The sequence below is a fragment of the Mesobacillus thioparans genome (assembly GCF_965138835.1).
Lineage (GTDB): Bacteria > Bacillota > Bacilli > Bacillales > Cytobacillaceae > Mesobacillus > Mesobacillus thioparans.
The window spans coordinates 594,129-620,596 of record NZ_CBCSFH010000001.1 but is presented as its reverse complement, the minus strand read 5'-3'; the positions used below and the strand labels follow the sequence as shown (position 1 = coordinate 620,596).

Here is a 26,468-nt window from a genome sequence, read left to right as displayed (position 1 = left end):
GTCCCAATGAGCAACTATTCAATACATAATGAAGCACCTTTGTTGGAAGTCAAAAACCTGGAAACAGCATTCAATATCGATGGTGAGTTTTATAACGCTGTAGACAAGGTGAGTTTTGCTGTCAAACCAAGACAGATTGTCGGGGTTGTTGGCGAATCAGGGTGCGGGAAGTCAGTAATGAGTCTTTCAGTCATGCAGCTTCTTCCTAAAGGAGTTGGCAAGATCCGCGGAGGCGAAATTGTTTTTGAAGGCGTTCATCTTGAGAAGATGTCCGAAAAAGAAATGAATAAAATTCGCGGCCGTGATATCTCAATGATTTTCCAGGAACCAATGACATCGATGAATCCGGTGTTCACGATTGGGTTCCAGCTGCAGGAAGTTTTGTTCAACCATACGAAAATTTCCAAAGCGGAAGCAAGGCAAAAGAGCATAGCATTATTGAAGAGCGTCGGCATTTCTCGTCCTGAAAAACTGGTTGATGAGTATCCGCATCAATTGTCCGGAGGAATGAGACAAAGGGTCATGATCGCCATGGCGATTGCGAACCAGCCTAAGCTTCTTATAGCGGACGAGCCTACCACGGCATTGGATGTTACTGTCCAGGCACAGATACTCGAGTTGCTTAAGAGCATCCAGGAAGTAAATGATATGTCTGTCATCATGATCACGCACGATCTTGGCGTTGTCGCAGAGATGTGTGACGAGGTTATCGTTATGTATGCGGGCAGGATCGTTGAACGGGCAGATGTTGACACACTTTTCTATAACCCTAAGCATCCATACACTGAGCTGATGATGGGCGCAATTCCGAAAATGGATGAGGATAAGGAAGAATTGAGCTCAATCAAAGGGATTGTACCATCACTTAAGAATATGCCGGCAACCGGTTGCCGATTTGCAAACCGCTGCCCGAAAGCAATGCCAGAGTGTACAAGCATCACTCCACAGCTTGGAGAGGTTGAACAAGGTCATGAAGTGGCGTGCATTCTATATGAAGCAAGTATGCCAAAAGAAGGAGTCAAGGCATAATGAGCAATGCAACTATGATAGATAAAGAGAATTTGCTGGAAATCAAGAATCTTAAAACCTACTATCCTGTCAAAGGCGGTTTCTTCAGACGTACCATCGGCAATGTCAAAGCAGTCGATGATGTATCATTTGAAATCAAGAAGGGTGAAACACTTGGACTTGTAGGAGAATCAGGCTGTGGTAAATCAACAACAGGAAGGACAATCATCCGCCTGCTGAACGCCACAGAGGGAGCAATCCTCTTTGAAGGAAAGGATATCACCAAACTCAGAGGCAAAACTCTCCAGGCGATTCGCCAGGATATCCAAATGGTTTTCCAGGATCCATATGCTTCGCTTAATCCAATGCAAATGGTGGGGGACATCGTTTCCGAACCTATCAGGAACTTCAAGAATGTCAGCATGAAGGACTTGAAGGATGAAGTAATGGAGTTATTGAACAAAGTAGGTCTTCCTGAAGATGCTTATTATAAATACGCCCACGAATTTTCCGGCGGACAAAGACAAAGGATCGGCATTGCCAGGGCGCTGGCGTTGAGACCCAAACTCATCATTGCGGATGAGCCGGTATCAGCCCTTGACGTTTCTGTACAATCCCAGGTTCTCAATCTTTTGAAAGAACTTCAGAAGGAATTCGATCTTACTTTCTTATTCATCGCTCATGACCTTAGTGTCGTTAAACATATGAGTGACCGGATCGGCGTTATGTACCTCGGCAATATGGTTGAAATTGCCGACCGCAACAGCATGTATGCTGAGCCGCTCCACCCATATACCCAGGCTTTGATCTCAGCCATTCCAATGCCGGATCCGCGCAGGAAAAAAGAAAGGATCGTTCTTGAGGGAGACGTGCCAAGCCCACTGAACCCGCCGACAGGATGTCCGTTCCACCCGCGCTGCCCGGCTGCGATGGCAGAGTGTTCCCAAGTGAAGCCAGCTTTAAAGGAGGTGAAGCCAGGACACCGAGTTGCTTGCCACCTTTACTAGGGCATAATTTTTACAAAAAATAAAAGAAAAACGGGGGGAAAACAATGAAGAAACCATTGTTATTGCTAGCGATGCTAGTATTGGTTCTATCGACATTCCTTGCTGCGTGCAGCGGAGGAGACAAAGAAAAGACATCAACAACACCGAAAGACGGCGACAAAGACAACGCTGCAGAAGAATCAGGACCGCAGGATGGCGGTACATTGACTTACGCTTTAAGCTCTGAGTTCAAAGGCCTTTTGAACTGGAACTTCTACGATGCTGACGGCGACGATGACATCATCGCATTCTTCGATGATCCATTGATCGACTATGATGAAAACCTTAAGGCTGAGCCAAACATCGCAAGCTGGAAAACTGATGACAATAAAGTTTTCACATTCACTTTTGAAAAAGGCGTTAAATGGCACAATGGCGAAGAACTGACAGTTAATGACTGGGTATTCGCTATTGAAACAATCGCTAAACTTGGTGGAGAACACCAGCGCTGGTCTAATGTTAACACAATCGAAGGTGCTAAGGAATTCAACGAAGGAAAGGCTGACAAAATCTCTGGTCTTGAAGTAGTTGATGACTATACTTTGAAAATCACTTTTGACAAAGCACGCGTAAACAACCTTGAGAATGTTTGGGCTTACCCGCTTTCTCGCAAGGAATTCGAAGGAATCGATCCTAAAGACATGGCTGCTTCTGAGCAGGTCCGCACTAAGCCTGTTGGAACAGGTGCTTACAAGGTAACAAAGGTTATCCCTGGTGAATCAGTAGAGCTTACTCGTAACGAAGACTACTGGAAAGGCAAGCCGCACATCGAAAAGATCATTGTTAAAGTTATCGATACTTCACTTACAACTGGTGAACTTAAGAATGGAACACTTGACATGACTCCATTCCACCCAACAGTTCTTCCTGAAATCGAAGCACTTGACAATGTTGAAGTAGTAAAATATCCTGGCTTATCTTACTACTATATCGGATTCAAACTTGGTAAATATGATGGAAAGAAAAACGTAATGGACAAGGATAAGTACGCTAGCAAAGAATTGCGTCAGGCTATGCTTTTCGCTATCAACCGCCAAGAGTGGGTAGATGCATTCTTTAGTGGATTAGGAAAGCCGCTTAACCGTCCAATCCCATCTTCACACTGGATTGCAGCAGATAACAAAGATATGCCGATCCAATACGAATACAACCCAGAAAAGGCGAAAGAAATCCTTGATAAAGCTGGTTATGTTGACAAAGACGGAGATGGATTCCGTGAAGATCCAAAAGGTGAGAAATTCACTGTTAAATTCTCTCACTATGCAACTGGAAACCCAACTTTCGAAGCACGTGCTAAAGCTATGACTCAGTACTGGGAAGAAGTTGGCTTGAAATCTGAGCTTCAAATGACAGATGTTAACCTTTACTATGATCAACTTGAAAAAGATGACCCAGCTCTAGAAGTATTCTACGGCGGATGGGGAACTGGCTCTGATCCGGATCCACTTCCACTTTGGGGCATTGAATCTGTATGGAACTACCCTCGTTGGGTAAATGAAGATGCTCAAAAGCTTCTTGAAGATGCTGTTGACCTTGAAGTTGTTGGAACTGACACTGATAAGCGTAAGCAACTGTATGCTGACTGGCAGAAGATTTTCAACGAAGAAGTACCAGCACTTCCAATCCTTGAACTAGAAGAAGTTATGGCTGTTTCTAAGCGTGTTCAAGGCGTTAAGTTCGACGTTTCTGGTTCTAACTCACCTCATGAATGGTGGATCAAGCAATAATAGCTAAGTACCACCTATTCAGTTAAGGAGAATGCATATGCTTAAGTACAGTTTACGGCGCATACTCGGAATGATTCCTATGCTTTTCCTTATCTCCATCGTAGTGTTTTCCCTGGCGAAACTTATGCCAGGGGACTCACTCAGTGGGGAGATTGATCCGAACAATACGGATCCGGCATACATACAAGAGATGCGTGAGAAGCTTGGTTACAACGACCCAGTCCACATTCAGTATTTCACATGGATTTCTAACTTCATGCAGGGAGATTTCGGGAAATCAACCCGCTATAAAATCCCGGCGAGTGAAATCATTTCAGAACGTTTGCCTAATACTATATTCCTAGGTTTTACCAGTATTTTAATCACTTATATTCTTGCGTTTATCATGGGTATCTATGCCGGCAGGAAGCCATATACAATAGGCGATAATGCCATAGGAACCGCGAACTATATAGGATTGGCACTCCCTTCATTCGTTGCGGGTGTGTTCGCAATCTATTTCTTTTCATTCACTTTAGGCTGGTTCCCTTCAAATGGATCGGTTGATATCTCCACGACAGAAGGAACAGCTGCATATTGGATCAGCAAATTACACCATGTTTTCTTGCCAGCACTTGTATTAGGTCTACTGAGTACCGCAAGCTATACGCAATTCCTGCGTAATGACATTATAGAAAACAGTCGTAAGGACTTTGTAAGAACGGCACGTGCTAAAGGAACACCTGAAAAGAAAATCTACAATCAGCACATTTTACGTAACTCAATCATCCCGCTGATTACATTCCTTGGATTTGATATCGTTGCACTTGTCGGTGGAGCAATCATCACCGAAACGATCTTCACTTATCCTGGAATCGGTCAATTATTCTTGAACTCTGTCAGTCAAAGAGACTATCCAGTCCTCATGACATTGACTATGATGTTCTCATTCTTGACTTTGTTTGGAAACCTGGTTGCAGATATCCTATATGGAATCGTTGATCCAAGGATCAGGCTGGATTAAGGAGGATGGCTATGGAAGTTTCTACAGCAAAAAATACACAGATTAACCTGAAGCCGGAAAAAGGGTTGTCTCCTTGGGCCATTGCTCGCAAGAAGTTCATTAAGAACAAGCTTGCGATGACAAGTCTGATCTTTTTGATCATCGTTACCGTTGTCTCTTTCCTGGCTCCATACATTACGACAATTGACATCACTAAAATCAATATCGGTCAAATGTCCTTGAAGCCATCTGCAGAGCACTGGCTCGGAACAGATAAAAATGGCCGGGATGTTTTTACGAGATTGTTGTACGGTGGAAGGGTATCATTACTAGTCGGAATTAGCTGTACGCTATTCGTTATCTTTTTTGGAACAATTGTAGGATCGATCTCAGGATATTTCGGCGGAATCGTGGACAGCATGCTGATGCGTTTTACAGATTTTGTCCTGAACTTCCCATTCCTGGTATTCGTTATCGTATTAGCTACAATTTTCTATGGTAAAATCAATGGTCTTGTTATCCTGATCATGGTTATCAGCTTGCTGAGCTGGGGCGGGGTAGCACGTATCGTCCGAAGCAAGATCCTGGCGGAGAAAGAAAATGAATACATTCTTGCAGCCATTTCGATCGGATGCTCACCATTTAAAGTCATCACAAAGCATTTGCTTCCAAACGTCCTTTCTACAATCATCGTACAAGCAACAATCCTGTTCGCTTCCATGATTGTCGCAGAAACCGGACTAAGCTTCCTCGGATTCGGTGTACCATCCGAAATTCCATCATGGGGCAACATGCTTGCATTCGCAAATGAACCAGACGTATTACAGGGAAAGCCGTGGATCTGGATTCCACCAGCCCTCGCCATCACACTGACGATTTTGTCCATCAACTTCGTAGGTGAAGGCCTGAAAGACGCATTGAATCCAAGATCACGCCGTTAAAAAATCTACCATACACAGGTAGATTTTTTATTTTGGCCAATTTCAGGATTGAAGTTGTACATGTTGCCGAAAGGGTGCCGGGTTCGGACAAAACAACATGCTTGAGTGTTTGAAATGTCCGAAGTGGTGCGGGTTCGGACAAAACAGCAAGCTGGAGTGCTCGAAATGTCCGAAGTCCTCCAAGTTCGGACTTCAATGTTAAAAGTAACCGGGGCAATTAGTATAGTTACCTCCCCCAACTGCATGTACAATTAATTCTGCTTCCTGTACTGTCTTATCCACTTCCTTCATATGTATATAAAAATGGACAGGCCGGGGTGAGTACGTTGTATGATTTGAATGTCAATTGTGAAAAGAGCCAATTTGATGATTTTTAGGTTGTTTGTTTTGACGATTGGTTTTAGTTTGGCTGTCTCTGGGGGAATCAGCACGATCGCGTATTTGAATATGATTACTGCGGGTCACGGTGTGGATGAGTATTTAGCTTTTATATCGGGGAGGGTGGAGTGTTATCTTCTTCCTGCAGGAATTGGAGTGATCTGGCTGAGTATATATTGGCCACATCATCATGATGATTAAATTGATCTTCCTTTTAAGGAATAATTTTACTGAGTGCTGCCCATACTGATGGACAAACAGTTTCTTGAAGTGAGGGGTTATAAATCATGTTGTATCTTCATGATGTCTGGGTAAACTGGTTCGAAGGGGAAGAGAACGGCTATAATGTCTGCCATTTTCATGAATGGCGCAAGGACGATGGAGTGGAGCTGCTTGACCAGGTGCCTCTTCTGAAAATTGACCATTTGTTATTTAATTACATTGAAAATGATTTATCAGAGTTGCCTCAACAGCTTCTGGATGACATTTACCGCAAGGCATACTTAAGGAAGAATCATGAACGCACGCAGCTTGATTATTGTTTCGTTGTTTCCGATGGGACAGGAATCCTTGCCGTGGATACAATCGGCTATAATATCCCGATTCGCAAAAGCCGCCTGATTCCGAGACAGGAACAGCTGGTTTATGAAATGATTGAAAACCAGGATACTATTCAGTACGGTTTCAATGACCAAACTGCTTTGAAAGATTTTCATATCTTATCGCCAGCCCCGGATTTGATGAGGGGATTGACCCGTAAGGAAAGACAATTGAAGCAGTTATTATTCATGGCGATGGACCAGTTGAACTCTTCAAAAAACGTCGCTGAAGTTCGCTACTGGTTCACAGAATGGAAACCTGAACAATATGAAGAGATCCAACAGCTTTGCTTTGAGGAAGTATGGGAAAGATTATATGATGAAACAAAATTCGGCTGGTCAGGTAAACATGAGAATTTCTGTGAAAATATCATAAAAGGACAGGCATTCTTCGAAAAATTATGGGAGATGGAGCACGGTCCGAAGGTAAATTAGGAGCTGATTAATTCAGCTCTTTTTATTTTCAATAAAAGAAGAAGGAGCTGATACAAACCAGCTCCTTTTCTTCTTATTTTCTTTTACGGCCAAGGCCCATGGCGTTTTCCATTTTCTTGACCATCTTGCTTGCGACTTGGTTTGCCTTTTCAGCGCCGATGTCGAGGATTTCATCCAGTTCTGTGGAATCAATCAGTTCATAGTACTTTTTCTGGATCGGTTCGATCACATCCACTACAACCTTAGCAAGATCTGCTTTAAAATCTCCGTAACCTTTACCTTCATAATACTTTTCAAGATCAGTAACAGATTTATCGGTCAGAATGGAGTAAATTGAAAGAAGGTTCGAGATGCCTGGTTTGTTTTCTTTATCGTATTTCACGATTCCTTCTGAATCAGTAACCGCACTCTTGATTTTCTTTTCAATTTGTTTAGGATCATCCAGCATAGAAATGAATGCCTTGTTGTTCAGGTCAGATTTGCTCATTTTTTTCATCGGGTCTTGCAGAGACATTACCCTTGCTCCGACTTTTGCAATCCGGACTTCAGGAATGGTGAAAATGTCGTTATATTTTTTATTAAAGCGTTCGGCCAGATCCCTTGTCAGTTCAAGATGCTGTTTCTGGTCTTCGCCGACAGGAACCAAATCCGTTCCATATAGAAGGATGTCAGCTGCCATAAGGGGCGGGTACGTCAAAAGCCCTGCTGAAACGGCTTCTTTCCCTGAAGATTTATCCTTGAATTGGGTCATTCTTTCTAATTCGCCGATATAAGCAACACATTGCATCATCCATCCTGCCTGAGCGTGTGCCGGAACCTCTGATTGAATGAACAGGGTCACTTTTTCAGGATCGATTCCGGACGCGATGTACAATGCTGCAAGGCTTTTGATATTTTTGCGGAGCTGCAACCGGTCCTGTGGTACAGTAATCGCATGCTGGTCAACGATACAGAAATAGCATTTATACTCATCCTGCAATTCTGTGAATTGCTTCATAGCCCCGATATAATTGCCAAGTGTAATCGTGCCGCTCGGCTGGATGCCGGAAAAAATGGTTTGCATAAAAAATTCCTCCTTCTATTATGGTTCCTCTTTCCGAAAGTTAAAGAAAAAAAGAACGCAAAAAAGACCATTCGTCCCCTAAATTGTAGGGACGAATGGTCCGTGTTGCCACCCTAATTACTCACGAATGAGTCACTCTGCCCATGCTTATGCAGCATGGCTTCCTTTAACGCAGGATTTACGCCTGGATCTACTTAGGTTCGAACCAGAAGCTCGGAAGTCCATTCCAAATGCCAGGCTGTTTGTTTCCACCGACCACAAACTCTCTGCTAAGCCTTGAACAATTGTACTATTCTTCTTCATTGCTTTTAAAGATTTATTAAAAATGATTATAATCATATTTTTCAACATTAGCAAGAGAATCAGGATTTTATTACAAATAGTAAACATAAAGTGCTGCCAGCATAAAAGCGAAGTTCATGATCCCGATGATTAAAAGGGGGTTCGCATTGAAGGTGACCAATTCAGAAAGAGGTGTCATTTCCTCAAAGGCCTTTTTTTTCCCGCCTTCTTCCTTCTTTGCAAATACCGTCCGGAACGAATTTGACATTGTGTCGAAAAAACCAGAGTTGATTGTGTAGACAATTAATGAGGTGAATAACAGTGCACTTGCAATATAAAAGGAAATATTAATATAAGTTAGCAAGGTTAAATTCCTGTAATAGATGTAAGAAAGGAAGAGGACGACTAATTGCGATGAAAAAAAACCTAAAAAAATTTTCCCAACTCTATTGCTCATTTTATTGATTCTCCCTTGAATTGTTATTTTGTAATAGTAATATCTGTAATATTTTCATCAAAAAACTGAAATATTACAATAGGCAACATATTGATTTTCTTGCATAAAAGCTTATAAGTCACCATTATACCATATATCAATAAGGGAATTTATTACTATTGTTTCAATGTTGTAAATTTTTCTCTCAAAAATATTGAACATTTAATTTAATCTATGTATAATAGGGAATGTAAAAAGTTTTCAGAAAACAACAAAAAAGAGGGGGCAAAACTTTGAAAAAGTCAAAATTTTCATTGCTATTAGTTTTGACTCTAGTATTCTCTTTATTTCTGACTGCGTGCAGCGGAGATGGAGATAAGGATACTGGAAAAGACAAGCCTAGTGACGAGGGCACAAAAGGCGAAGAAACTGCAAACGTACCACAGGAATTAAGAATGTTGGATTCTTCCGAGATCCCAACTATGGACACTGTCCTTGCTGAAGGTTCTACAAGTTTCACTTACATAAACAACGTAGGTGAAGGTCTTTACCGCCTTGACCAGAACCACAAGCCAGTACCGGCACTTTCTGATGGCGAGCCTGAAATCAATGAAGATAAGACTGTTTACAAATTCACACTTCGTGATTCAAAATGGTCTAACGGCGAGCCTGTAACAGCTCAAGATTTCGTGTATGCTTGGCAGCGCGCAATCGACCCTGCAACTGCTTCTCCATATGGTCCTTACATGATGGGCGGCAAAATCAAGGGTGCTGCTGAAATCACTGAAGCTGGAGCTAAAAAGAAAGATTACGACCTTAATACACTTGGCGTAAAAGCTCTTGACGAAAAGACTTTGGAAGTAACTCTTGATAAGCCTGTAGTATATTGGGCTGACCTATTCGCTTTCCCAACATTCTATCCGCAAAACCAGAAGTTTGTTGAAGAGAAAGGCGATGCTTTCGCAAGCAATGCTGAAAACTTACTTTACAACGGACCTTTCAAGATGACTAAGTGGGAAGGTACTGATGCCACTGAGTGGGTACTTGAAAAGAACGAAGGTTACTGGAATGCTGATGATGTAACTCTTGAAAAAATCACTGTAAACGTAGTAAAAGATTCAAACTCTGCTGTAAACGCATTTGAAGCTGGCGAAACAGACATGACTGGATTGCTTTCTTCTGATATCGTTCCATCATACGAAGGCGACGAGCGTATGCTTAGCTGGATGGAGCCAACTGTATTCTGGATCAAGTTGAACCAGAAGAACGAAGCTCTTAAAAACGTGAACATCCGTAAAGCAATCGCAATGGGCTTCAACAAAGAAGACCTTGCAAAGAGCATCCTGAACAATGGTTCAGTTGCTGCTAACTATTTCGTACCAAAAGATTTCGTAACTCTTAACGGTGAAGATTTCCGTGAAGCGAACGGCGACCTTGTTACTTTCAATGCTGAAGAAGCTAAGAAGGCTTGGGAAGCTGGACTTAAAGAACTTGGCAAAGATAAGCTAGAACTTCGCTACCTTGGTGGAGACACTGAAGCAGCAAAGAAAACTGATGCATACATCAAGAACCAATTGGAAACTAACCTTCCAGGTTTGACTATCAAACTTGAAAGTGTTCCTTTCGCAGTACGTCTAGAGCGTGACAACGCTATGGATTATGATCTTCAATTCGCTGGATGGGGTCCTGACTACGGTAACGCATTGTCGTTCACTGACCTTTGGATCACTGATGGCGGAAGCAACAGAATGGGATACTCTAACCCTAAATATGATCAGTTGATCAAGGATGCTCAAGGCAAGCTAGCAACTGATGAAAAAGCTCAATGGGAAGCTCAACAGGAAGCTGAAAGAATCATGCTTGCTGAAGACTTTGGTCTAGCACCAGTTTACCAGCGTGCTGCTAACATCCTATTGAACCCAGGTGTTAAAGGTCTTGCGATCTACAACTACGGTCCTGACTATAACTTCCAATGGGTTAAGATCACTGAAGCAGAATAATAACTAAAGCAGTTTCTTATTTCAGAGTGTAATAATTCTGATGATAGAAAGAGAGTATATCTAGATATACTCTCTTTTTCCCTGTAAGGCATTTGTCGAACAATAGGGAAAATTGAAATAATATAGGAGGTGCACACTATGGGAAAATACCTGGTTAAAAGGATTCTCTTTATGATTTTAACTCTTTTCATTATTGCGTCCATAACGTTTTTCTTAATGAAAATCATACCTGGTACGCCATTTGCGAGTGCAGCTAAATTGCCGCCTGCACAATTGCAAATAATGAAAGCTAAGTATGGATTGGACCAGCCAGTGCCTGTACAATATGCTAAATATATTGGCAACCTGCTGCAAGGAGATCTGGGTATTTCATTTCAATTCAATAACACACCGGTAACGGACCTAATGATCAAGCGTCTTGGACCATCCATGCAATTAGGAGCTCAGGCTATGATTGTTGGTACCGTATTAGGCATCATGCTCGGTATATTTGCCGCTCTTAGACAAAATACATGGGTAGATTATAGTGCAACATTTATTGCAGTTTTGGGTAAGGCTGTGCCAAACTTTGTTTTTGCTGGTCTTCTTCAATATTTTATAGCTGTAAAATTAGGCTGGTTCCCAGTGCTATTCTGGAAAGGATTTGAATATACAATCCTCCCAACCATCGCATTATCTATTTTCCCAATAGCAATTTCAGCCCGATTCATGAGAACAGAAATGATTGAAGTTTTAGGGTCGGATTACATTCTTCTTGCTAAAGCAAAAGGTGCAAGTTACTATGAAATCGCAGTTAAACATGCTTTGAGGAACGCTCTTATTCCTTTGGTAACTGTACTCGGACCTTTAGCTATCTCTTTAATGACAGGTTCACTAGTAGTAGAAAAGATATTTGCTATTCCAGGATTAGGAGAGCAGTTTGTAAAATCTATTTACGTTAATGATTACCCTGTTATCATGGGAACAACCATTTTATTTGCTGCTTTATTTGTAGTTATCATCCTTGTCGTGGATATTCTTTATGGAATCATCGATCCACGTATCAGGCTGTCTGGAGGTAATAAGTAATGGCTGATTTTGAAGCGAACATTTCAAAAGATCGTTTTAGGCCAGCAGAAATCGATTCGGCCAAAAGCGAGGAAATCAACAAGCCAAGCTTAACCTTCTGGCAAGATGCTTGGATGCGTGTGCGTAAAAACAAAGCTGCACTGGCAAGTTTAATTGTTATGGTTCTACTTGTTTTAATGGCCTTCGTTGGTCCTTTAATTAGTGGAAAAGATTTTGATACACAAAAAGTCAGCCATAATAATTTGCCGCCAAGAATCCAGGGACTTGAAAATATCAGTTGGCTCCCTTTTGATGGGGTTAAAGTAAATAAAGCCGGCAAAGAAATTAATATGTATGAAGTCAAAAAAGTAGACGAGTATTATTGGTTTGGTACTGACGCGTTAGGACGTGACCTTTTCACACGTACTTGGAAGGGTACCCAAATCTCTTTGTATATTGCTTTCCTTGCAGCGCTGATTGATATGATTATTGGTGTTGCCTATGGAGCGGTTTCAGGGTATTATGGCGGTCGTCTGGACAATGTCATGCAAAGGATCACAGAAGTCCTTGTTGGTATTCCTACAATGATCGTTGTAATATTAATGATTCTTGTACTTCAGCCGGGTATCATCTCAATTACTGTCGCTCTGACAATAACGGGTTGGGTTGGAATGGCACGTGTTGTCCGTGCACAGGTTTTAAAGCTTAAGGAACAAGAGTTTGTTCTTGCATCTAAAACATTAGGAAATTCTGATGGGAAAATCATTTCCAAACATTTACTTCCTAACCTTGCAGGTGTCATCATTATTAACACAATGTTTACTATTCCAAACGCGATTTTCTTTGAAGCATTCCTAAGCTTTATTGGACTTGGTCTGCAGGACCCATTAGCTTCATTGGGTACTTTAATTGATGAAGGATTTAAAGTATTAAGATTGCATCCACATGAGATGATCATCCCAGCTGTCATCATCAGTCTTATCATGATTACATTCAATATGCTGGCAGACGGATTGCGTGATGCGCTTGATCCGAAAATGCGCGATTAAAAGGGCAGGTGAATATAATGGAAAATATTTTAGAGGTTAAAGATTTAAATATCTCCTTCCATACATTTGCGGGCGAAGTAAAAGCAATCCGCGGTGTGAATTTTGAACTGAAAAAGGGAGAAACCCTTGCTATTGTTGGAGAGTCTGGTTCAGGTAAATCAGTAACGACAAAGGCAATCATGAGGTTGCTGCCTCCAGGCAATTCCGAAATCAAGCAGGGAGAAATTTTGTTTGAAGGTAAAGATCTGACAAACTTAACCGACAGACAGATGCAAAAAATCCGCGGTAAGGATATCTCTATGATTTTCCAGGATCCAATGACTTCCTTGAATCCAACAATGACTGTTGGCAAGCAAATCATGGAACCGCTGATCAAGCATCAAAACATGAGTACATCTGCGGCAAGGGAACGGGCTGTTCAGCTGTTGAAGCTAGTCGGTATTCCTAAGCCGGAATTAAGGGTCAAGCAATATCCTCACCAATTTTCCGGTGGTATGAGACAAAGGGTCGTCATCGCGATTGCATTAGCATGTAATCCAAAGGTCTTAATTGCTGATGAGCCAACAACGGCGTTGGATGTAACCATCCAGGCACAGATTCTGGAATTGATGAAGGATCTGCAGAAAAAGATTGATACTTCTATTATCTTCATTACTCATGACCTTGGTGTTGTTGCGAACGTAGCAGACAGGGTTGCTGTAATGTATGGTGGCAAGATAGTTGAAATTGGGACTGTTGACGAAGTGTTTTACAATCCGCAGCATCCTTATACATGGGGATTGATTAGTTCGATGCCAAGCCTTGATGCTAAGGAAGAAGAGTTATATGCAATTCCTGGTACACCGCCAAACTTATTGCATCCGCCAAAGGGTGATGCCTTTGCGCCACGAAATGAATATGCAATGCAAATTGATCTAGAAGAACAGCCTCCAATGTTTAAAGTGTCCGATACACATTATGCTGCTACATGGCTGTTGCATCCGGATGCTCCGAAGGTAGAACCACCGGAAGCTGTGAAGAGCAGAATGCGCAAATTCATGGGCATGAAATAAACTGTAGGAGGAGGACTGGCTGATGGAAAATAGAGAAAAACTTCTTGAAATAAAGAATCTGAAGCAATACTTCAATATTGGTCAACCAAATGAAGTAAAAGCGATTGACGGAATTACTTTTGATATCTTTAAAGGAGAGACTCTTGGACTGGTTGGAGAATCAGGCTGTGGTAAGTCCACAACTGGACGCACAATCATCAGGCTTTACGATGCAACAGATGGAGAGGTCCTTTACAAAGGTGAAAACGTACACGGCAAGAAAAGTAAAAAAGATTTAAAGAAATTCAACCGAAGCATGCAAATGATTTTTCAGGATCCTTATGCATCTCTGAATCCAAGGATGAAAGTATCCGATGTTATTGCTGAAGGCATCGATATTCATGGGCTGGCAAAAAGCAAGAAGGAAAGAATGGAAAGGGTATATGAGCTGCTTGAAACAGTTGGCTTAAATAGAGAGCACGCCAACCGTTATCCTCACGAGTTCTCTGGCGGTCAAAGACAGCGTATCGGAATTGCCCGTGCACTTGCTGTTCAGCCGGAATTTATTATTGCAGATGAACCTATTTCAGCACTTGATGTTTCCATTCAGGCTCAGGTTGTCAACCTGATGAAGAAATTACAGCGCGAAAAAGGGTTAACATACTTGTTTATTGCACACGATCTTTCAATGGTTAAATATATCAGTGACAGAATTGGTGTAATGTACTTTGGTAAGCTGGTTGAATTAACGACCGCTGAAGAATTGTACAAAAATCCACTGCATCCATATACACAATCATTGCTATCGGCGATTCCGCTTCCAGATCCAGAATCTGAACGTACACGCCGCCGCAAAACTTATGATCCGAATGTACATCTGTATGCAGATGGTGAAGAAGTGAAAATGCGTGAGGTTGTTCCAGGGCATTACGTTTACTGTTCTGAGAAAGAACTCAAACAATATCAGCAACAACATGTCAAATAATCAAAGCGATCTCTTACCCTGAGATCGCTTTTTTTGCTTAATCGAAATTCAGGGAAAAAAATTCCATATGAAAATATTACTCTATAATATCTAAATCTGTCGAAAGTGGGTAAAATAGATATTATAATGGAAAAAAATGCTCGTTCTGAAAGGAGAGATGTTTGTGCAATTCAAAAAAATCGCAGCAGCAGCGCTTATGGCTGCCTCTTTTTCGCAAGCAAGCGGAATGGCCTATGCTGAGACAAAAACTCATGACTCAGAAAAACTGCCTATCAGGGAACATCAGTCTTTGGTCAGGGAGATCCCGAACCAGATGCCGAGGTTCAAATTTGATTCCGGCTATCACTTTGAGTATCCGGATGCTGTAAGAGGAATCTATGTGACAGGCAATTCAGCAGGAGGAGAAAAGTTTACTAGTCTTACAAAATTGGTTGATAGCACCGATCTTAATGCGATGGTGATCGATATAAAAGACGATCATGGTTTTCTTACATACAAACCTGATGAAGACTCTCCATTTAACGATATCGGAAAGCCTTATATCAAGGACCCCAAAAAAATGATGAAAACGCTGGAAGAAAAGCAAATCTATCCAATTGCAAGGGTGGTTGTTTTTAAAGATTCGGCCCTGGCAACTAAAAAGCCTGAGTGGTCATATAAGGATGGAAATGAAGTTTGGAAGAATGGAAGAGGAGAATCCTTTGTAAACCCATTTGTCAAAGATGTTTGGGAATACAATGTACAAATTGCAAAAGAGGCTGCAAAAATGGGTTTTCAGGAAATCCAGTTTGACTATGTCCGCTTCCCTGAGGGATTCGAACGGCGCGACAGCACCCTGAAGTACTCAATGGGAGATTATCAGGATATTGAAATGGATAATGTCCAAAAACGTGTCAAAGCGGTTACTGAATTCGTGGCATATGCACGTGAAGAGTTAAAACCGTATGATGTGAAAGTATCAGTCGATATTTTCGGCTATACCGCAACCCTTCCGGAAGCACCTGGCATAGGACAGAATTTCTCGAAAATCTCAGAGAATGTCGATGTCATTTCTTCAATGATTTATCCTAGCCATTGGACTTCTTATTTCGGAATTGCGAAGCCAGACACCCAGCCATACCATCTTGTTGAGGAATACGCAAAGATGGAGAAAAACAAACTGGCTGAATTAAAGACTCCGCCTTTATCCCGTCCATGGCTTCAGGATTTTACAGCATCGTGGCTTGGAAGCGGAAATTACATTGTCTATGGAAAAAAAGAAGTCGAAGACCAGATAAGGGCACTCAAAGATCAAGGCATCAATGAGTACTTACTATGGAATGCCAGCAACAGATATTCACAGAATGTTGATTACACACCTTAACAAACAAGAACAAAAAGCCTGGAGAGGATGAATTGGTCCTTCCAGGCTTTTCATATTATTAGATAATCAGCATGATAATAAGTTATAATTAGATGGCATGTGGATTACTTCTTGCTGCCGCCAACATTTTTCCAGCCGTTTTGCAATCTGGTTGACTGATCGACGAATTCATTTCTTTTATTCCCACTGAAGAATCGAGTGCCTATTCCGTTAGTGATGACACCAATTGTTGCGGTAATTCCCACGATCAGCAAAGCAACGATAGTTAAATCCATTATGTAACCGCCCATGATAAACCTCCACCTTTTTTTTTCACAATTTCATGATTGTGGCAAATATAAATGCATGATACGTACATCTTTATTTTAAAAGAATTGTAAGCGTATTAAAAGAACTTTATTTAGAAAAAATAATACGAGCATTTTGATCATGATTATATAAGAAAAGCTGGGTGCTTATCGGGATGGAATAAAAATGAAAAGGAGATAAGCCATGCATTGGTATGAAAAATTAAATCAGTATTTCCCGATAGAGGAAATGAAATCAAAGGAGCATATGGAAACTCTTTTAAAGGAACGGCCGGAAATTTATCATAAGGATGAAGGCCCGGGTCATGTCCTCATGTATGTTGAAACAGATGACTTTGTATTCATCGATTATCTGTTTGTCGCAAAGGAAACTCGCGGACAGGGACTGGGACATAAGCTGATTGACAAGCTGAAAGCGAAAGGCAAGCCGATCATCCTCGAAGTGGAGCCGGTAAATTATGAAGACACAGACACTGAAAAGCGTCTTCGTTTCTATAAAAGGGAAGGGTTTGAGCATGCCCGCACGGTTGGATATAGACGGAGGTCGCTGGCAACAAATGAAATCAATGAAATGGAAATTCTTTATTGGTCGCCGAACGAAGCTTCCGAAGATTTAGTGTATGAGGCAATGAAAAAAACCTATAACATGATTCACACCTACAAAGACAAAACATTCTACGGCGAATCGTACCAGCCAGTAGATGAAGTTTTGACGGTAGAAAACAAACGGGACGATTTACTGGAAGATCTATAAACACCGGCGCAACCTTGGACAATGGCCATGGTTGCGTTTTCATTTTGAGGGTTGTAATTGAGAATTAAAAATTTTATAAAAAAGGGTTTCAGCAATCGAATAGCGGGTAAATATAAATAAATTGTGAATTTGTGATCTAACGGACATAATCGCTGGGAATTTTACGAATATTTATATAGATTGGAATCAGAGGGAGATGAAAATTATTCATTTTTATTGAAACTTTTTTCTGTTTCATTCGTTATATATAAAGAAGAACAAAATTTCTTACATAGTCACCCGCGTTAAATTTATGAAAAGGATACCTTTTATCCTCCTCATGGTGTATAATAAACAATATAAATTATAAAATTATACTTATTATTATTTAATAAATGACAGTTCATTTGAGGCAAATAATATATAAGTAAATCTTAAGGAGTGTGAATTACCAATGGTCACTTTATACACTTCACCAAGTTGTACTTCATGCAGAAAAGCAAAATCATGGCTTGAAGAACATGAAATCCCATACACTGAAAGAAACATATTTTCTGAGCCTTTATCAATTGATGAAATAAAGGAAATACTTCGTATGACAGAGGATGGGACGGATGAAATCATCTCAACTCGTTCGAAGACATTCCAAAAACTAGACGTGAACTTAGAGACAATGCCTTTGCAGGAATTGTTCGAAGTAATCAAAGAAAACCCAGGGTTACTTCGCCGCCCAATCATCATCGACGAAAAGCGCCTGCAGGTTGGTTATAATGAAGATGAAATCAGACGCTTCCTTCCGCGAAAAGTCCGCACTTTCCAATTGCGCGAAGCACAGCGCTTAGTCAATTAAATTATAAAGCTCCCAACTTTGGGGGCTTTTTTTGATTATATGCCTCTTATAGACCTCCGCCATTCACATTCAAATGTGTAAATGTCCTTAAAACAAAAACCATTCATAAAACCATTTTAAAATGATTCCTTTCAAGCTTCATCTCGGACAGTCAGACAAATTGAAATCAACCCAAATTTCTGCTAAAATATAAAGAATACTTTAATTTTATACCTCCATTGCTCTTGTTTGACTTCGTGGATTTCCGAATATGATACGAAGTAAACCCGTACAATGATAAATCTGCCTTTTGTAAAAATGGGTGCGTATTTTATTTCCAAAATGGCTGATTATAACATAAAATGAAAGTACAAGATTATTCTATTTACCTTCCTTTAATAAAAACAAGGTGATTCAGACTCATTTATTAAGGGTAAAAGATAAGGACCAACTGCTTTTGGGGGTATTTAGTCCCTTCAAATCTTTGCCTGGAAGGGAGAGAAAGCGAATGGAGATCGAACGTATTAATGAGAATACGGTTAAGTTCTATATTTCATATATGGACATCGAGGAACGCGGGTTTGACAGGGAAGAAATCTGGTATAACCGCGACCGCAGTGAGGAACTGTTCTGGGAGATGATGGATGAAGTCCATGCTGAAGAAGAGTTTACTGTAGAAGGTCCATTATGGATCCAGGTCCAGGCCCTGGAAAAAGGTCTGGAGGTTTTAGTGACGAAAGCTCAATTATCGAAGGACGGGCCAAAATTTGAACTGCCGCTTCCAAACGATAAATTGAAAGATATGCCAGTCGATGAGCGAATCGAAGAGCTGCTTGACCATCAATTCAATTCAAAAGGATTTGAAGATGAGGAGCATACTTACGAGGATGATCTTGAATTCTTATTGCACTTCAAGGATTTCGAGGACGTCATCTCGCTATCAAAACGGCCGGGAACTGATAAAATCAAAACAAGCTTGTACAGTTATAATGACAAGTATTATCTATACATTGAATTTCCTGAGCAGGATTTCGAAGACGAAGAAGAAATTGATAATATTCTGAGCGTCCTTCTTGAATATGGCCAGGAATCGAGCATGACAATTCATCGTCTTGATGAATACGGCAACAAGATTATCGACAATGATGTATTCAATGTAATAAGGAAGCATTTTTCCTGATTGCAGGGCCGATTTCAGAGATGAAATCGGCTTTTTTAATCCAGATCCAGCACATAGGTCTTCGGGGTTCATCGATGCGCTCATTGAAGCCGTATAACGACTCGGCCTTCCGGCGTATGTCTGCTCAAAGCGAGATGCTTGCACTTTTTTTGATATAATTTGTATGAATCTTATCACATAATAGAAACGTATATATACAGTTGATTGGAAATCAGAAGCAGGAAAACAGGTGGTTACCATGAAGAATACAGTTCGAATCTTAACGTTTTTATTCATTTTGGCAGGTATATATTATTTGTTTTATGAAAAACTTGATGCTGTTTATCTGGGTTACATAAGTATTTTCATGACATTGACGGTAATTTTTATCATCTTTGTCATCTTCCTTGAAAATCGTCATCCAGCCCAGACTTTGACATGGATTGTTGTCCTCGGCGGTTTTCCGGTAGTAGGTTTTATTTTTTATTTGTTATTTGGCCGGAACCATCGGAAGGAGAAAATGTTCCGCCGCAAGTACTTTCTCGATAAACAAACATTCTCGCGATTCGAAGGAGACAGCGAAAGAGTGAATAAAGCGAGAATGCTTGAAATGGAAGAAGATCACCGGCGATTGTTCAATCTTGCCCAGAATCTCGGGAATAGCCCTATTTCCTTTGCGACTTCGACAAAGGTGCTTACGAATGGCGAGGAAACTTTCGCCCATATTCTTGAAGAATTAAAAAAGGCCACCCATCATATCCATATGGAATATTATATCGTCCGTGATGATGAGATTGGCCATGAAATCAAGAATGTGCTGATTGAAAAAGCGAAAAAAGGCGTAAAGGTCCGGTTCCTGTATGATTCCGTTGGCTCATGGAAGCTTTCGAAAAATTATATCGCCGACTTGACTGACGCAGGTGTGGAAGTGGTCGAATTTGGTCCTGTCCGTCTACCGTTCCTGAACAGTAAGTTCAACTTCCGCAATCACCGTAAAATCATTGTGATTGACGGGACAGTCGGATTCGTCGGAGGTTTGAATATCGGCGATGAGTACCTGGGAAGGAATAAGGATTTTGGCTTCTGGCGTGACACTCATCTGATGGCAAAAGGAGAAGCAGTGCGAAGCCTGCAGCTGATTTTCCTGCAAGATTGGTACTACATGACGAATAACAGCCTTTTGACGGCAGAGTATTTGTCACCTGCGCTTGAAGACAACACTCATGGCGGAGTACAGATGATTGCAGGAGGGCCAGACAATGAGTGGAGCGTAATCAAGAATATCTTCTTCTCGATGATTTCCTCGGCAGACAAATCAGTTTGGATTGCGTCACCGTATTTTATCCCTGATGAAGATATTTTCAGCGCGATCAAAGTCGCTGCCCTAAGCGGACTTGACGTCAGGCTGCTTGTCCCGAAAAGACCTGATAAAAAGATTGTTTTCTTCGCTTCGAGGTCCTATTTCCCCGAACTCCTTGAAGCCGGGGTAAAGATCTACGAATATGAAAAAGGATTCATGCACAGTAAAATCGTCATTGTCGACGGCCAGCTTGCTTCGATTGGCACGTCCAATATGGATATGAGAAGCTTCCACTTGAACTTCGAGGTCAATGCTTTCCTTTATAAAACAAGCAGTACCTTGAAACTGGTCGAGGAGTACCAAAATGATATCCAGAAATCAAATGCAATCGACCTAAACGATTTCAGTAATCGAAATATCGGTTACAGGCTCCTCGAATCAACTTCGAGACTTCTGTCACCCATGCTCTAGCAGCCCGGATTTAATCCGGGTTTTTTCTGTGAACATTTTGTTAATCATTTAAGTCATTAAAGGTTTTCACTCCTGAATTCCCGAATAGTAAGTGGAGGAAGGAGGCGGAAAATTTGCTGGTGGCAAATAAATTGAATGGCGAAGTATTTTCGCTCGCGAACGGCGTGACCAAAGAAGAATTGGAGAAGGTCAGGTCCAGGGAAAAGTTCTTCTGTCCGGAATGCGGCGACGAAGTAATCATGAAGCTCGGCAACAAAAAAATCTGGCATTTCTCCCATACAGCAAGCGGAAGCTGCCAATATGAATATGATCGAGAATCAGAGTATCACCTTTCCGGTAAGCTTAAATTGTATGATTGGCTAAAGAAACAGGGAATTCCGGCCGAACTTGAAAAGTTTGATCAGCAGATGAGACAAAAACCGGATATCGCCTTTGATTGGAACGGACAAAAATATGCAATTGAATTTCAATGTTCAGTGATCCCAGCAGATATTTTTGATAAAAGGACGAAAACCTATTATGCACATGGTGTGATACCAATATGGATCGCAGCCGAAAACCTGATCAAACGCAAATCCCATATGGTTGTATCTGTGAACCAATTCCTCTATCTATATCTGCGAAAACATCACCAGGCCTGGAATATTCCCGCTTTTTGCCCAATCTCAGGCCAACTCATCAACCTGTTCGGTTCCATCCCCATTTCTACAAGAAAAACGATCACAAAACTTGAAGTGAAAAGTCTGAGGAATTCTTCAATAGAGGACCTGTTAAATCCAAAATCAAAGCCATTTCCATTTATAAAGATCTGGCAAACAGAAAATCAAAAGCTGAAATCCCGTTATCTGATGAATCCCGGGGCATGGCAAAATCGTTTCCTAAAAGAATTGTACCGTAATCGTTTAAGCTTACTAACTCTTTCCCCTGTCCTTGGACTGCCCGTCCACTCGAGCCCCTATATAGAAACACCATCCCTCATCTGGCAAACATACCTCTATCTCGATGTCTTCCGTCATCATAAAGCAGGGGACTTCATCCATTATGCAAAGATCAAGACAGCGTTTGCTGACCGGATTAATATAGGCGATATCAAGCTGAGGATCCTGCCCGCTGCCGGACAGGGAGATGCCTGGGTAGCTTTAGCAGAATATGTTTTTCTTTTAACCAGAATTGGGTACTTGGAAAAGATAGATACGAGGACGGTGAAGATGCTTAAGGTTATTCAATTTCCTTCCTCAATCAACAGCCAGATGGAGGCTGAAGCCGATTTTTTTGCTGAGTATGAAAATAAAATCGTTCAATCAGTATTCCAATAACATGAAAAAAGAAATTAAAGAGTAAAATAAGGAAGTTACCGAAAAAACTTTTCATCCCCTTCGTTTTTTTTGAAGGAAATGAGCAGATATTATCGAATATATGATAGTAGAAAAGTTTTTCGAATTCCGAAATTTTGTGAGGAGGATCCATATGTCAAATGAATCAGCAGTAAAAAAATTGCCATCAAGAGATGAGACTGCCACTGAGAATACGTGGAGACTTGAAGATATTTTCGCAAGTGATGATGCCTGGGAAAAAGAATTCAATGAAGTGAAAGGCATGATTCCTTCTGTCCAGGAGTATCAGGGGAAACTAGGGGAAAGTGCCGGCGAGCTGTACGATGCCCTTCAATTGCAGGATAAGCTGCTTGAGCGTCTTGGCAGACTATATACATATGCACACATGCGCTATGACCAGGATACTACGAATTCTTTTTATCAAGGACTGGATGACCGGATCAAGAATCTCTATTCCCAGGCAGGAAGCGCCCTGGCATATATTGTGCCGGAAATCCTCGCTGTCGAAGAAGAAACAATCAAAGGCTTCTTGCGGGAGAAAGAAGAGCTGAAGCTTTATGAGCATGCATTGGAGGAAATCAATCTCCAGCGGCCGCATGTCCTTTCTGCCGAAGAAGAAGCGTTGCTTGCACAGGCAGGAGAGGTAATGAGCTCACCTTCAAACACCTTTGGCATGCTTAACAATGCGGATCTGGAATTCCCATCAATCAAGGATGAGAATGGGGAAGATGTGGAAATCACTCATGGCCGTTACATCCGTTTCCTTGAAAGTGAGGATCGCAGAGTACGTGAGGATGCTTTTAAAGCGGTATACAAAACGTATGGCAGCTTCAAAAATACTTTCTCCAGCACATTGAGCGGGAATGTCAAGAAGGATAATTTCAATGCAAGAATCCGCAAATATGATTCTGCCAGGCATGCTGCATTATCTGCGAACAATATCCCTGAAAGTGTATATGAGAACCTTGTCAACACGGTGAATGACAACCTGCACCTGCTTCACAGATACGTGAAGCTACGCAGGAAGGTACTGGGTCTCGAGAAGCTCCATATGTATGACCTTTACACACCGCTTGTTAAGGATGTTAAAATGGAAATCCCTTATGGAGAAGCAAAAGAATACGTCCTAAAGGGTTTAGCGCCTCTTGGTGATGAATATAACAACATCCTTAAAGAAGGATTCGAAAATCGCTGGGTGGATGTGTATGAGAATAAAGGAAAGCGAAGCGGAGCCTACTCTTCAGGCGCATATGGCACAAATCCATATATCCTGATGAACTGGCAGGACAATGTGAATAACTTATTCACGCTTGCCCATGAGTTCGGACATTCCGTACACAGCTACTATACAAGGAAAACGCAGCCGTATCCTTACGGCAATTACTCCATTTTCGTTGCTGAAGTGGCGTCAACCTGCAATGAAGCGTTATTGAATGATTATATGCTTAAGACCATCGATGACGAGCAGAAGCGTCTGTACCTACTGAATCATTATCTTGAAGGCTTCCGTGGAACAGTTTTCAGACAGACGATGTTTGCTGAATTTGAACATATGATCCACCAGAAAGCCCAGAATAACGAAGCACTGACAGCTGATGCACTGACAAAGGATTATTATGAGCTCAACAAAAAGTACTTCGGTGAAGAAGATATCATCATTGATGAAGAAATCGGTCTTGAATGGTCCAGGATTCCGCATTTCTACTACAATTACTATGTTTACCAGTATGCGACAGGCTTCAGTGCAGCGACAGCGCTGAGCAAACAAATCCTTGAAGAAGGACAGCCAGCCGTAGAGCGCTATATTGAATTCTTGAAATCAGGAAGCTCGGATTACCCGATCGAAGTCCTGAAAAAAGCAGGCGTCGATATGACAAGTTCGGAACCAATCGAGGAAGCCTTGAAGGTGTTCGAAGAAAAACTAAACGAAATGGAAGCACTGCTGTCCTAATATGAAAAAACGGCTGCATCATTGCAGCCGGTTGCTTTTCGTCTTTAGAATCCTTTGAACTTTTTTCGGTTATTTAAGTATATCAGTAAAATAAAAAGGGAGAAAAACAAGAGAGGGGAGGTCAAGTACAAAGGGATAAGGTGCATCAATCCCCCGATATGGAGTACAAAAGAAAAAAGTATGAACAATGCTATAAGGAAGAGACCGATTTTACCCACAAACATCACTCCGGATCACTTTATAATTGATATATATGCTTCTGTCCAGATAAAGATGAATGGTATTTGACAATATTGTGAAATAACACACAAGTGTATTGTTAAGGTGGGAATTCCTATGGTATATTTATGGCGTGAAGTTGATCACAAGCAAACATTTACCCCTTTGTTTGACCGTGAAAAATTTCTCCCATCCCCTTTGTTCGTATAAAATAGAAAAAAGGCCTTGCAGTTGGAGAGCTGCAAGGCCTTTTTCTGCGTGCATTGTAATCATTCAAGACGGCAACACCGATCCACAAAAAAAATGACCGTGCACCTGCACGGTCATCCTTCTAGATATCGCCAGAACATCCCGTATTTTGCCGGGATTTGTTCGACCTGTTGCTTTAACATTAGCTTCTTTAATTCTTTTTCAGCCTGGGGTACTGTCATATCGTATACAACAGCCACTTCCTTGGAGGCAACCATTTTGTACTGCTGCAAAAAGTGTTCCAGGCTTGGCGGCTGGGCTGCGTCCGGTTTCTGCTGGAGCATTTCTTCGAGAATCTGCACGTATACCTCATATGGATAGAGTCCGGTAATCTTGATGCCTTCTTCCTCAACATTGGCATTGAAAAAGACAAGCGTCGGGATTTCCTGGACATCCATTTCATTCGTGATTTTCAAATCACACTGGAATGCCTTTGCTGCTGTTTCAGAATGGATATCTGTGACGAATTCCTCAACGTCTAAGCCGACGCTTCTGGCACAGTTTTTAAGCACTTCAAAATTCGAGACATTCTGTTTTTCAAGAAACAACACTTCCTGGAGCTTGCGCAGGAATCTGATTCCCTTCTTTTTTCCCTGCAGTTCCGCCGATTTGATGGCAATCGATGCTAAATAAGGCGACGAAACAGGGTTTTCAAACCAAAGGGTTCCGTCACAGGACATGCCTGTTCTGCTTGCTGTCTTTTCCCAAAGTTCCGCAATTGTTTCGTAGCGTTTTCTCCGGTTCATGTTCAGGGTGGCAAGACGGCCGCTCAATATATGCCTGATTGAAAAATACCTGCCATATTCGATGTGCAGCTTTTTAATGATTGGCTCAAGGGCCCAACATTCAGGACAAAGCGGATCGACGAACATATAAATTTCTATAGGCTTCTTATCTAAGCTATGGCAGTATTCCGATGGGTCATAGCTTAAAAGATTTTCACGGCTGAGTCTCATGAGTTCTCACCGATTTCTTCATCTGGTGTATTGATCATATGCTGTGCGGTAAGATTGAGCCTGGCGTAAAAATCCTCCCTGACAGAGCCTTCGAGTCCCACTTCATCCATGGCCTCTGTCATGCAGGACAGCCACGCTTTCGCCCTAGTCGGCGTAATTTCGAACGGCAGATGTCTGGCGCGAAGCATTGGATGGCCATGTTCATTCGTATATAAGGGCGGCCCGCCTAAATATTGAGTCAGGAACTGCTTTTGTTTACGGGCAGTTTCCGTTAAGTCGTCCGGGAAAATAGGAGCAAGATCAGGATGCAATCCAACGCGGTGGTAAAAAGCATCGACCAGCCGGTGAAGTGTCCCTTCGCCAATGGCTTCGAATGGTAAGGTCTTATTCTCAACCATATTGATAACTCCTTTAAAATAGATTTTAGAAATTTCATTCTGCTTTGATAGTTATGCTATTTATTGTAGCAATGCTAAATTTATATCTCAAACAAATCGGCTTGTGTTCCGCGAAAACTGTCTTTTAGGTTAATTGATTTCAGTTTGCTTTACTAATTTACACAAAAAAACCGCCTGTTACCACTGACA

24 protein-coding genes and 1 other annotated feature are annotated in these 26,468 nt (G+C 41.5%); of the genes, 19 read left to right on the top strand and 5 right to left on the bottom strand.

Features of this window, described 5'->3' with window-relative positions:
• The first annotated feature begins 6 nt into the window (after positions 1–6).
• The 7 genes from ACNAZ4_RS03190 to ACNAZ4_RS03160 all read left to right on the top strand — a co-directional run bounded on the left by ACNAZ4_RS03190 (position 7) and on the right by ACNAZ4_RS03160 (position 7,116).
• On the top strand, positions 7–1,029 hold the full coding sequence (locus tag ACNAZ4_RS03190; protein ID WP_415812730.1) for an ABC transporter ATP-binding protein: 1,023 nt from the start codon (positions 7–9) through the stop codon (positions 1,027–1,029).
• Positions 1,029–2,015, top strand: coding sequence for an ABC transporter ATP-binding protein (locus tag ACNAZ4_RS03185; RefSeq protein WP_415812729.1), 987 nt, complete (start codon positions 1,029–1,031; stop codon positions 2,013–2,015). Before ACNAZ4_RS03190 ends, ACNAZ4_RS03185 begins: the two co-directional genes overlap by 1 nt.
• A gap of 44 nt (positions 2,016–2,059) precedes the next feature.
• Positions 2,060–3,781: an oligopeptide ABC transporter substrate-binding protein gene (gene opp4A, locus ACNAZ4_RS03180; RefSeq protein ID WP_415812728.1), complete on the top strand. Its 1,722-nt coding sequence runs from the start codon at positions 2,060–2,062 to the stop codon at positions 3,779–3,781.
• Positions 3,782–3,818: 37 nt separating this feature from the next.
• Positions 3,819–4,784 (top strand): oligopeptide ABC transporter permease, encoded by a 966-nt coding sequence (gene opp4B / locus ACNAZ4_RS03175; protein ID WP_415812727.1) that lies wholly within the window; start codon positions 3,819–3,821, stop codon positions 4,782–4,784.
• A gap of 11 nt (positions 4,785–4,795) precedes the next feature.
• Entirely contained in the window at positions 4,796–5,704 is a 909-nt protein-coding gene (gene opp4C, locus ACNAZ4_RS03170; RefSeq protein WP_415812726.1) for an oligopeptide ABC transporter permease, read from the top strand.
• 366 nt (positions 5,705–6,070) lie between these two features.
• On the top strand, positions 6,071–6,283 hold the full coding sequence (locus ACNAZ4_RS03165; protein WP_415812725.1) for a hypothetical protein: 213 nt from the start codon (positions 6,071–6,073) through the stop codon (positions 6,281–6,283).
• Between the two features lie 86 nt (positions 6,284–6,369).
• Positions 6,370–7,116 carry a YjbA family protein gene (locus ACNAZ4_RS03160; RefSeq protein WP_415812724.1) on the top strand — a complete coding sequence of 249 codons (747 nt, stop codon included), beginning with the start codon at positions 6,370–6,372 and terminating at the stop codon, positions 7,114–7,116.
• Positions 7,117–7,189: 73 nt separating this feature from the next.
• On the opposite strand, the gene trpS is transcribed toward ACNAZ4_RS03160, so the two are convergent.
• Together trpS and ACNAZ4_RS03150 are read right to left on the bottom strand one after the other, a co-directional pair.
• Positions 7,190–8,179 carry a tryptophan--tRNA ligase gene (gene trpS, locus ACNAZ4_RS03155; protein WP_415812723.1) on the bottom strand — a complete coding sequence of 330 codons (990 nt, stop codon included), beginning with the start codon at positions 8,177–8,179 and terminating at the stop codon, positions 7,190–7,192.
• An 84-nt stretch (positions 8,180–8,263) separates the two neighbouring features.
• Positions 8,264–8,491: a binding site (T-box leader), on the bottom strand.
• Positions 8,492–8,552: 61 nt separating this feature from the next.
• The gene (locus ACNAZ4_RS03150) at positions 8,553–8,918 is read right to left on the bottom strand and encodes a DUF3899 domain-containing protein (RefSeq protein WP_415812722.1); all 366 of its coding nucleotides are present in this window, start codon (positions 8,916–8,918) and stop codon (positions 8,553–8,555) included.
• A gap of 272 nt (positions 8,919–9,190) precedes the next feature.
• Between ACNAZ4_RS03150 and ACNAZ4_RS03145 the strand changes: the two genes are divergently transcribed.
• From ACNAZ4_RS03145 to ACNAZ4_RS03120, 6 genes are all read left to right on the top strand, one after another.
• Positions 9,191–10,897, top strand: a complete 1,707-nt coding sequence (locus ACNAZ4_RS03145) for a peptide ABC transporter substrate-binding protein (RefSeq protein ID WP_415812721.1) — start codon at positions 9,191–9,193, stop codon at positions 10,895–10,897.
• A gap of 138 nt (positions 10,898–11,035) precedes the next feature.
• Entirely contained in the window at positions 11,036–11,965 is a 930-nt protein-coding gene (opp3b, locus tag ACNAZ4_RS03140; RefSeq protein ID WP_415812720.1) for an oligopeptide ABC transporter permease, read from the top strand.
• Positions 11,965–12,993: an oligopeptide ABC transporter permease gene (opp3C, locus tag ACNAZ4_RS03135; protein ID WP_415812719.1), complete on the top strand. Its 1,029-nt coding sequence runs from the start codon at positions 11,965–11,967 to the stop codon at positions 12,991–12,993. Before opp3b ends, opp3C begins: the two co-directional genes overlap by 1 nt.
• Before the next feature lie 17 nt (positions 12,994–13,010).
• Positions 13,011–14,045, top strand: a complete 1,035-nt coding sequence (locus ACNAZ4_RS03130; protein WP_415812718.1) for an ABC transporter ATP-binding protein — start codon at positions 13,011–13,013, stop codon at positions 14,043–14,045.
• A 22-nt stretch (positions 14,046–14,067) separates the two neighbouring features.
• Positions 14,068–15,009: an ABC transporter ATP-binding protein gene (locus ACNAZ4_RS03125; RefSeq protein WP_415812717.1), complete on the top strand. Its 942-nt coding sequence runs from the start codon at positions 14,068–14,070 to the stop codon at positions 15,007–15,009.
• 226 nt (positions 15,010–15,235) lie between these two features.
• Positions 15,236–16,372, top strand: coding sequence for a putative glycoside hydrolase (locus tag ACNAZ4_RS03120; RefSeq protein ID WP_415812999.1), 1,137 nt, complete (start codon positions 15,236–15,238; stop codon positions 16,370–16,372).
• Positions 16,373–16,476: 104 nt separating this feature from the next.
• On the opposite strand, the gene ACNAZ4_RS03115 is transcribed toward ACNAZ4_RS03120, so the two are convergent.
• The gene (locus ACNAZ4_RS03115; RefSeq protein ID WP_415812716.1) at positions 16,477–16,662 is read right to left on the bottom strand and encodes a hypothetical protein; all 186 of its coding nucleotides are present in this window, start codon (positions 16,660–16,662) and stop codon (positions 16,477–16,479) included.
• 202 nt (positions 16,663–16,864) lie between these two features.
• Here ACNAZ4_RS03115 and ACNAZ4_RS03110 point away from each other — a divergent pair, with 202 nt between their 5' ends.
• The 6 genes from ACNAZ4_RS03110 to pepF all read left to right on the top strand — a co-directional run bounded on the left by ACNAZ4_RS03110 (position 16,865) and on the right by pepF (position 24,457).
• Complete coding sequence (locus ACNAZ4_RS03110; protein WP_415812715.1) at positions 16,865–17,434, top strand: GNAT family N-acetyltransferase; 570 nt, start codon at positions 16,865–16,867, stop codon at positions 17,432–17,434.
• Between the two features lie 433 nt (positions 17,435–17,867).
• Positions 17,868–18,263 carry a transcriptional regulator SpxA gene (spxA, locus tag ACNAZ4_RS03105; RefSeq protein ID WP_079508109.1) on the top strand — a complete coding sequence of 132 codons (396 nt, stop codon included), beginning with the start codon at positions 17,868–17,870 and terminating at the stop codon, positions 18,261–18,263.
• A gap of 487 nt (positions 18,264–18,750) precedes the next feature.
• Complete coding sequence (mecA, locus tag ACNAZ4_RS03100; RefSeq protein WP_415812714.1) at positions 18,751–19,422, top strand: adaptor protein MecA; 672 nt, start codon at positions 18,751–18,753, stop codon at positions 19,420–19,422.
• 238 nt (positions 19,423–19,660) lie between these two features.
• Positions 19,661–21,172: a cardiolipin synthase gene (cls, locus tag ACNAZ4_RS03095; RefSeq protein WP_415812713.1), complete on the top strand. Its 1,512-nt coding sequence runs from the start codon at positions 19,661–19,663 to the stop codon at positions 21,170–21,172.
• A gap of 119 nt (positions 21,173–21,291) precedes the next feature.
• A complete protein-coding gene (locus tag ACNAZ4_RS03090) occupies positions 21,292–22,488 on the top strand; it encodes a competence protein CoiA (RefSeq protein WP_415812998.1) in 1,197 nt (398 codons plus the stop codon).
• A gap of 151 nt (positions 22,489–22,639) precedes the next feature.
• Entirely contained in the window at positions 22,640–24,457 is a 1,818-nt protein-coding gene (gene pepF / locus ACNAZ4_RS03085; RefSeq protein ID WP_415812712.1) for an oligoendopeptidase F, read from the top strand.
• A gap of 542 nt (positions 24,458–24,999) precedes the next feature.
• Here pepF and ACNAZ4_RS03080 read toward each other — a convergent pair.
• Both ACNAZ4_RS03080 and ACNAZ4_RS03075 read right to left on the bottom strand, forming a co-directional pair.
• The gene (locus ACNAZ4_RS03080) at positions 25,000–25,881 is read right to left on the bottom strand and encodes a ClpXP adapter SpxH family protein (RefSeq protein ID WP_415812711.1); all 882 of its coding nucleotides are present in this window, start codon (positions 25,879–25,881) and stop codon (positions 25,000–25,002) included.
• A complete protein-coding gene (locus ACNAZ4_RS03075; protein WP_415812710.1) occupies positions 25,878–26,279 on the bottom strand; it encodes a globin domain-containing protein in 402 nt (133 codons plus the stop codon). Before ACNAZ4_RS03075 ends, ACNAZ4_RS03080 begins: the two co-directional genes overlap by 4 nt.
• Positions 26,280–26,468 lie beyond the last annotated feature (189 nt).